The sequence below is a fragment of the Streptomyces sp. SID11385 genome, from assembly GCF_010548245.1.
Classification (GTDB): Bacteria; Actinomycetota; Actinomycetes; order Streptomycetales; family Streptomycetaceae; genus Streptomyces.
Window position 1 is genome coordinate 1 of record NZ_JAAGLR010001061.1, and the last position, 5,867, is coordinate 5,867.

At 73.6% G+C, this 5,867-nt stretch carries 6 protein-coding genes and 1 pseudogene; 3 read left to right on the plus strand and 4 right to left on the minus strand.

The window, feature by feature from the left end; all coding sequences use genetic code 11:
* Both G3I42_RS32620 and G3I42_RS32625 read right to left on the minus strand, forming a co-directional pair.
* Window positions 1–225 (minus strand): annotated as a pseudogene (locus tag G3I42_RS32620) (hypothetical protein); the annotation flags it as partial.
* Between the two features lie 77 nt (window positions 226–302).
* Window positions 303–1,358, minus strand: a complete 1,056-nt coding sequence (locus G3I42_RS32625; protein WP_164291289.1) for a hypothetical protein — start codon at window positions 1,356–1,358, stop codon at window positions 303–305.
* A 177-nt stretch (window positions 1,359–1,535) separates the two neighbouring features.
* Between G3I42_RS32625 and G3I42_RS32630 the strand changes: the two genes are divergently transcribed.
* Together G3I42_RS32630 and G3I42_RS32635 are read left to right on the plus strand one after the other, a co-directional pair.
* Complete coding sequence (locus G3I42_RS32630; RefSeq protein WP_164291290.1) at window positions 1,536–2,621, plus strand: S-(hydroxymethyl)mycothiol dehydrogenase; 1,086 nt, start codon at window positions 1,536–1,538, stop codon at window positions 2,619–2,621.
* Window positions 2,621–3,250, plus strand: coding sequence for an MBL fold metallo-hydrolase (locus tag G3I42_RS32635; RefSeq protein ID WP_164291291.1), 630 nt, complete (start codon window positions 2,621–2,623; stop codon window positions 3,248–3,250). Before G3I42_RS32630 ends, G3I42_RS32635 begins: the two co-directional genes overlap by 1 nt.
* 11 nt (window positions 3,251–3,261) lie before the next feature.
* On the opposite strand, the gene tatA is transcribed toward G3I42_RS32635, so the two are convergent.
* The gene (tatA, locus tag G3I42_RS32640; RefSeq protein ID WP_164291293.1) at window positions 3,262–3,468 is read right to left on the minus strand and encodes a Sec-independent protein translocase subunit TatA; all 207 of its coding nucleotides are present in this window, start codon (window positions 3,466–3,468) and stop codon (window positions 3,262–3,264) included.
* Between the two features lie 149 nt (window positions 3,469–3,617).
* Here tatA and G3I42_RS32645 point away from each other — a divergent pair, with 149 nt between their 5' ends.
* Window positions 3,618–5,150, plus strand: coding sequence for an LCP family protein (locus G3I42_RS32645; protein WP_164291292.1), 1,533 nt, complete (start codon window positions 3,618–3,620; stop codon window positions 5,148–5,150).
* Here the strand turns inward: G3I42_RS32645 and G3I42_RS32650 are convergent.
* Window positions 5,141–5,867, minus strand: a 727-nt coding sequence (locus tag G3I42_RS32650) for a cation transporting ATPase C-terminal domain-containing protein (RefSeq protein WP_203607651.1), incomplete at its 5' end; no start/stop codon positions are given. The two genes, G3I42_RS32645 and G3I42_RS32650, sit on opposite strands and share 10 nt — an antisense overlap.

Consider the following 5,867-nt stretch of genomic DNA (forward strand, 5'->3'; position numbering starts at 1 on the left):
GACCCGGCGCGGCGCGGGGCGCAGGAGCCGCGTGCCGGTGCCCGGCAGGGCCCGCTGCACGATGCCGTGCGCCGTGAGGACCCGGCGGTGCCGGGTGAGCGAGGTGGGCAGGACGAGGTAGGTGAGCCGTACCAGGCGTGCGTACCGCTCGACGAGGGCGGCTTCGGCGAGGTCGAGGTCGATCCGCTCCCCGGCGGTGGGGGAGGGCCGCGAACGCGTCGGCATGGGGGGCGCCTTTCGGGTGACGGGGCGTGGGGCGTGGTGCACTCCGTCAAACGAGTGATGTGTGTGACAGTCACATCTCACGTGCCGGTGCGGGGTGGGAGCGCCCTCTCGCGCACGAGCCGGGCCGCCGTCTCCTCGACGCGCGGAAGGAGCACGGCGGCCGTCCGCGCCCCGCGTGCCCGCAGGTCCGGGTACCCGTGCAGGCCCAGGTCGGCGAGGACGGCGCGGAAGCCGGGCAGGAAGCGGCGGTGGGCCGCCGGGGCGTCGGCGGCGAGCACGGTGTGGCAGCGGGCGAGCGTCGCGACGATCCAGAAGACCGCCTCGCGGTGCAGCCCCCGCGCCACGAGATCCGCGCTGCCCGCCACCGCGACCGGCCGCGCCTCGGGCCGCAGGTCGGCCGCGTACGGGAAGGGCGTGCGCACCGGGACCTCCGCCGTCGCGTCGAACGTCTCCGCGAGCACGGCCAGGTGCTCCGTGACACGGGCCCGGTCCAGGTGCGCGCAGCCGAGCGCGCCGAGCAGTTCCTCGTACAGCGCCTCGTCCGGGCCGGGGACGAGGACGTCGCGGACGGCCGGGTACCGCAGCCGGATCGTCGGGTTGCGCAGCGCGGCGACGAGCAGGACGTGCGCGGTGACCCCGCTCGGGAAGAGCCACGCCGTGACCTGTTCGTGCCAGGGCGCGTCCGCGGGAATCGCCGCGAGCCCGCCCCGCACCCGCCCCGCCGCGTGCGCGCAGCGGCGCAGGACGTGCTCCGGGCGGGCGAAGCCGCCGGCGACCTCGGTGACGAGCGCGGCGAGCCGCCCGTCCGGGTCGGCGATCAGGGTGTCCGTACGGGCCAGGGGCGGCGCCAGGTGGTAGTCGCCGAGCACCGTGTGCGCCGAAGCGAGCGCCGCCCACGGCTCGTACGTGACCTCCAGGAGTGCCCCCAGGTGCCGGAACTTGCCCGGCTTCGGCGGCGGGCGCGGCGTGTCGAGGACGACGACGAGGTCGACGTCCGCGTACGGCGAGAGCGTCGCCGCCGCGTCGAGCCCCACCGTCGAGCCGCTGAAGTACGCCCCCGCGAAGCCGGGCAGCGCGCGCCCGTGCCGGGCCACCCAGTCCCGGGCCGCTTCCCTCGCCCCGCCGACGCGCACGGTTCCCCCTCCGGTGAAAATCCACAGGGTAGCGGGCGCGGCGCGGACCCGCCGGGAGTCTCCCCCTCGGCGGTGGGCAGGGACTGCTGGGGGAGAATCGCCCCTGTCGCGGACCCCCCGCATTTCCACGCGGGCACCGAGCGGGCCGGACAGGTCAGAACGAGAGAGGCGGCATTCATGCCACAGCAGGTGCAGGGCGTCATCGCACGGGCGAAGGGGGCCGCGGTCGAGATCGCCACGATCACCGTCCCGGACCCCGGCCCCGGCGAGGCGGTCGTACGCGTCCAGGCGTGCGGGGTCTGTCATACGGACCTCCACTACCGGGAGGGCGGGGTCAACGACGAGTTCCCCTTCCTGCTCGGCCACGAGGCGTCCGGGATCGTCGAATCGGTCGGCGAGGGCGTCACCGAGGTCGCTCCCGGCGACTTCGTGATCCTCAACTGGCGCGCGGTGTGCGGCGAGTGCCGCGCCTGCAAGCGCGGCGAGCCGCAGTACTGCTTCGCCACGCACAACGCGAAGCAGCGCATGACGCTGGAGGACGGCACCGAGCTGACCCCGGCGCTCGGCATCGGCGCCTTCGCGGAGAAGACCCTCGTCGCCGCCGGGCAGTGCACCAAGGTCGACCCGGAGGCGTCCCCGGCAGCCGCCGGGCTCCTCGGCTGCGGTGTCATGGCGGGCATCGGCGCGGCCATCAACACCGGCGGCGTCACGCGGGGCGACTCGGTCGCCGTGATCGGCTGCGGCGGCGTCGGCGACGCGGCCGTCATGGGCGCCCGCCTCGCCGGAGCGTCGAAGATCATCGCCGTCGATGTCGAGGACCGCAAGCTGGAGACCGCCCGGAAGCTCGGCGCGACCCACACCGTCAACTCGCGCACGACCGACCCGGTCGAGGCGATCCGCGAGCTGACCGGCGGCTTCGGCGCCGACGTCGTCATCGAGGCGGTCGGCCGCCCCGAGACGTACGAGCAGGCGTTCTACGCCCGCGACCTCGCGGGCACCGTCGTCCTCGTCGGCGTCCCGACCCCCGAGATGCGCATCGACCTGCCGCTCATCGACGTCTTCGGGCGCGGCGGCGCGCTCAAGTCCTCCTGGTACGGGGACTGCCTGCCCTCACGCGACTTCCCGATGCTCATCGACCTCTACCGCCAGGGCCGCCTCGATCTGGACGCCTTCGTCACCGAGACGATCGCGCTGGACCAGGTCGAGCAGGCGTTCACGAAGATGCACGACGGCGACGTGCTCCGCTCGGTGGTGATCTTCTGATGACGGTACGTGTGGAGAACCTCGTCACCTCGGGCACCTTCTCGCTCGACGGCGACACCTGGGACGTCGACAACAACGTCTGGCTCGTCGGCGACGACGAGGAAGTCCTCGTCATCGACGCGGCACACGACGCCGAGGCGATCGCCCGCGCGGTCGGGAACCGGCGCGTCGTCGCGATCGTGTGCACCCACGCGCACGATGACCACATCGACGCGGCGCCCGCGCTCGCCGAGGTCACCGACGCCTCCGTGCTGCTCCACCCGGAGGACGTGCCGCTCTGGAAGCTCACGCACCCGGGGATACTGCCGGACGGCGAACTGGCGGACGGTCAGGTCCTCGGTGTCGCCGGTACGGAGCTGACGGTGCTGCACACGCCGGGCCACTCGCCCGGCGCGGTGTGCCTGTACGCCCCCGCGCTCGGCACGGTCTTCACCGGGGACACGCTCTTCGCGGGCGGCCCCGGGGCCACCGGACGGTCCTTCAGCGACTTCCCGACCATCATCGAGTCGATCCGCTGGAAGCTCCTCGGCCTGCCGTCCGGGACCGAGGTGCGCCCCGGGCACGGTGACAGCACGACGATCGGCGCCGAGGCCCCGCACCTGGACGAGTGGATCACACGCGGCTACTGAGACCGGGAGCCTCAGCCGGCCTCGCGCGCGGGGCGCGGGTCCCCTCCCGCCTCGGGGGACTCGTGCTCCGCGCGCAGCGCCCTCGTCTCGCTCTTCAGGATGCGCAGCGACTTGCCCAGCGCTCTCGCGGTGTCGGGCAGTTTGCGGGAACCGAAGAGCACGACGACCACGACAAGAAGAATGAGGAGGTGCCAGGGTTCGAGTCCGTTGCGGATCATGATCGCCTCGTTCCGGGTCGGGGAGAGCCGGGGGCCGGACAGCGCGCGCACCCCGGGAAGCTTGCTACATTGCGCAACTGTACAGCCGTGGGCGGAGTCGGTCAGGGGGCCGGCCGACCGTGGGGAACGAGCCACCGAGGGGTACGAGCATGACGCGCAAGGAACCGGCGAAGGGCGGAGCGTCCTCCCGGCCGGGAGAACGGCGGTCCGGGGCCCGGCGGTCCCGCGCGAAGGGCCGCTCGCGGCTCCTCAGGGGACTCGGCGTGCTCGCGGCCTTCGCCGTCCTCGCCTGCGGCGGCTTCGGCTGGGTGTGGCTCAAACTCAGCGGTGACATCGGTACGTTCAGTCAGGACGGGGTTTCCAAGGAACGGCCCGACGACACCGGGCCCGGCGAGAACATCCTCGTCATCGGCTCCGACACGCGCTCCGGCAAGAACAAGGAACTCGGCGGCGGCGAGGGCGACATCGGCCGCTCCGACACCGCCTTCCTGCTCCACGTCTACGCCGACCACCGGCACGCCGTCGCCGTCTCGGTGCCCCGTGACACGCTCGTCGAGATCCCCCGCTGCCGGCTGCCCGACGGGAGCTGGAGCGAGCCCCAGCCGAACACCATGTTCAACGCGGCGTTCACCGTGGGCCAGACCGAGAAGGGCAACCCGGCCTGCACGCAGAACACCGTGGAGAAGCTCACCGGGCTCCGCGTCGACCACACCGTCGTCGTGGACTTCAACGGGTTCTCGGAGCTGACCTCGGTCGTCGGCGGCGTCCCCGTCTGCCTGCCCAACGACATCTACCAGCGCGACCTGAGCCCCAAGCGGCCCACGCGCGGCGACCTCGTCTTCCACGAAGGGCTCCAGAAAGTCTCCGGCCAGCGCGCACTCGACTACGTGCGGCTGCGGCACGGCGTCGGCGACGGCTCCGACATCGGCCGCATCAAGCGCCAGCAGGCCTTCGTCTCCGCGCTCCTGAAGAAGGTGAAGGAGAAGGGCCTCACGCCCACCAAGCTCCTGCCCCTCGCCGAGGCGGCGACCGGCTCGATGACCGTCGATCCCGGGCTCGGCTCCGCCGACAAGATGCTCTCCTTCGGCCTCTCGCTCAAGAACGTCGACCTGCACAACACCAAGTTCGTCACCGTCCCCTGGCGGTACGAGGGCGAGCGCGTCGCGGTCGTCCAGCCCGACGCCGACCGGCTCTGGGCCGCGCTCAAGGCCGACAAGCCGCTCGCCGGCACGGAGAAGGACAAGCCGAAGTCCGGCGAGACGAAGAACGGCGAGAAGAGCCCGGACAAGAGCGCCGCGCCCCTCACGGGCGCCGGGATCACCGTCGCGGTCCGCAACGGCACCACGGTGCCCGGACTCGCCGCGAAGGCCGCGGGCATCCTCGGCGCGGGCGGCTTCACCGTCGCCTCGACGGGCAACGCCACCGACCTCACCGCCGCCACCACGACCATCGGCTACGGACCGGGCGAGAAGAAGTCCGCGACGACCACCGCCCACTGGTTCCCCGGCGCGCACCTCACCGAGAGCGACACGCCCGGCATCACCGTCACCCTCGGCCGTACCTACGCCGACGACCCCGCCTCGGCCCCCACGGCACCCCAGTCCTCCGCACCCGCCAAACCGGTCGGCTCCGACGCCCGCTCGGCCGACGAGAACCCCTGCGAGGACCTCTCCTACGGCTGATCGCCCGCCCGCCGCCGGGCGCGCAGCCACCGCAGCGCGCCCCCGTACGCGAGCATCAGCACCGCCACCCCCGCCCACACCCGCCACGGCAGCGCCACCATCCCCAGCGCGGCGCCCGCCGGGCTCGGCGGCAGCGCCACCGCCACCACGACGAGGCCCGCCACCGCCGCCCCCAACGCCTTCGGCACCCGCCCCGCCCCCGGCCGCAGCAACACCAGGACGAGCGCCTGCGTCAGCAGGTTCTCGGTGAACCACCCCGCGTGGAACAGCGCCTCCCACCGCGCCCCCGCCGCACCCCCGGCGCCCCACGCGAGCACCGCGAAGGTCAGCACGTCGACCCCCGCGTTGAGCACCCCGTACCCGAGGATCTGCCGCACCAGCGCCCGCGTGCGCAGCGGCAACGGCCCCGGCGACGGGCGGGCGGCGGCCCCCCGCCGCACGTACGCGGTCTGTGCCACGTCGAAGCACAGGTTCTGCACCAGGACCTGCGCGGGCAGCATCGGCAGGAACGGCAGGAGCAGCCCCGCGACGAGCATCGCCACGACGTTGCCGAGGTTCGAGGAGAGCGCGGCGCGCAGGTACGCGAGGACCGTCGCCGTCCCGCTCCGCCCGGCCCGCACCGCGTGCGCCGCCGCCCCCAGGTCCTTGCCGCCGAGGACGAGGTCGGCGTGCTCGCGCGCGAGGGCCACCGCGCCCGGCGGGCACAGCCCCACGTCC

What these genes read in the sequence shown, in the direction of transcription:
- G3I42_RS32630 (WP_164291290.1), top strand. Translation starts at nt 1,536, where the DNA reads ATGCCACAGCAGGTGCAGGGCGTCATCGCACGGGCGAAGGGGGCCGCG.
- G3I42_RS32635 (WP_164291291.1), top strand. Translation starts at nt 2,621, where the DNA reads ATGACGGTACGTGTGGAGAACCTCGTCACCTCGGGCACCTTCTCGCTC.
- tatA (WP_164291293.1), bottom strand. Translation starts at nt 3,468, where the DNA reads ATGATCCGCAACGGACTCGAACCCTGGCACCTCCTCATTCTTCTTGTC.
- G3I42_RS32645 (WP_164291292.1), top strand. Translation starts at nt 3,618, where the DNA reads ATGACGCGCAAGGAACCGGCGAAGGGCGGAGCGTCCTCCCGGCCGGGA.